Origin of the sequence: Dietzia sp. DQ12-76 (genome assembly GCF_014145045.1) — a bacterium.
GTDB lineage: Bacteria > Actinomycetota > Actinomycetes > Mycobacteriales > Mycobacteriaceae > Dietzia.
The window spans coordinates 1-1,466 of the sequence record NZ_JAALDV010000326.1 but is presented as its reverse complement, the minus strand read 5'-3'; the positions used below and the strand labels follow the sequence as shown (position 1 = coordinate 1,466).

Here is a 1,466-nt window from a genome sequence, read left to right as displayed (position 1 = left end):
CGGCCGCGGCCCCCGCGCGCAGGGTCTCGATCATGCCGTCGGGGTCGGGCGCGCCGTAGACGGCGGACCCGGCGACGAAGACGTCACAGCCCGCGGCGGCCGCGTCCCCGATCGTGTTCGAATCGATCCCACCGTCGATCTGGATCAGCACGTCGAGCCCGCGCCGGTCGATCTCGGCGCGCAGCGTGCGAACCTTGTCGAGCACCTCGGGCATGAACGACTGTCCCCCGAACCCGGGCTCGACGCTCATCACCAGAACCATGTCCACGTGCGCGAGCAGGTCGAGGTACGGCTCCACCGCAGTGCCCGGCTTGATGGAGATGCCCGCCCGGCACCCGCGCGAGTGCAGCAGCTCCGCGACGGCCTCCGGATCGTCGGTGGCCTCCACGTGGAAGGTCACGCTGGCCGCGCCGGCGTCGACGTAGTCACCCACCCACCGCAGCGGGTCGGTGATCATGAGGTGACAGTCCATCGGCTTGTCGGTGACCCTCCCGACCGCCTTGGCGACGGGGGCACCGAAGGACAGATTGGGCACGAAGTGGCCGTCCATCACGTCGACATGGATCCAGTCGGCGGCGGGGATGCGGTCGATCTCCCGGTCGAGGCAGGCGAAGTCGGCGGACAGGATCGACGGCGCGATGAGCGGCTGGTACGACATGCGGGTCAGTCTAGGCGGGCACGCGCGAGTGGGCGCCCGAGGGCGTCGGCCGGAACCAGGTCGGACGGTCAGGTAGCCAGGCTCCGAGGAGCCGGACTCTCAGCTGGCCGGACGACAAGGCGCCCGGACCCGCCGGCGTCGACTGTCACTCCTCTCGTTTCGACGGTGTGGGGACGTTCCCGAGCCGTCGCAACCCCGCCATGAACATCGCATCGGTGCCGTGGCGGTGGGGCCAGAGCTGCACCCACGGTCCGCCTCCGAAGCCCTCGGTGGAGGTCCCGCCGATCCCCGCGAGGACCTCGCGGATGTCGAGGAGTTCGACATCCCCGCGCCGGTCGGCCTCACGGATCACCGACACCGTCTCGGACAGGTGGGGGGAACACGTGGCGTAGAGCACCACGCCCCCGGGCCGGACCAGTCGCAGTGCCGACTCCAGCAGTTCCCGCTGCAGGATCACCAGTCCCGGGATGTCTGAGGCGGTCTTGCGCCACCGGGCCTCGGGACGCCGCCGGAGGGCGCCGAGTCCCGAGCACGGGGCGTCGAGGAGGACCCGATCGAACCCCGGCTCGAGGCCGGGATCCCGGCCGTCCGCGGTGAATACGGTCACCGGCAGGTCCCGCGTGGCCTCCCGCACCAGGTCGGCCCGGTGTTCGGAGACCTCGACACCGGTCACCGTCGCGCCCTCGATCTCCGCCAACGCGCCCAGCATCACGGCCTTGCCCCCGGGGCCGGCGCACAGATCCAACCACCGGCCCCCGTCCTCGCCGACGAGCGGCGCACGGGAGGCGGCGAGGGCGACCACCTGGCT

Annotated in this window: 1 protein-coding gene and 1 pseudogene; both read right to left on the bottom strand. The window is 71.7% G+C overall.

The genetic code is table 11. The features are described 5' to 3' along the window. Positions 1 to 658: ribulose-phosphate 3-epimerase (rpe, locus tag G6019_RS11460; protein ID WP_182627627.1), on the bottom strand; the 658-nt coding region annotated here is incomplete at its 3' end. A 145-nt stretch (positions 659 to 803) separates the two neighbouring features. Continuing rightward, positions 804 to 1,466: pseudogene (locus tag G6019_RS11455) on the bottom strand (RsmB/NOP family class I SAM-dependent RNA methyltransferase); the annotation flags it as partial.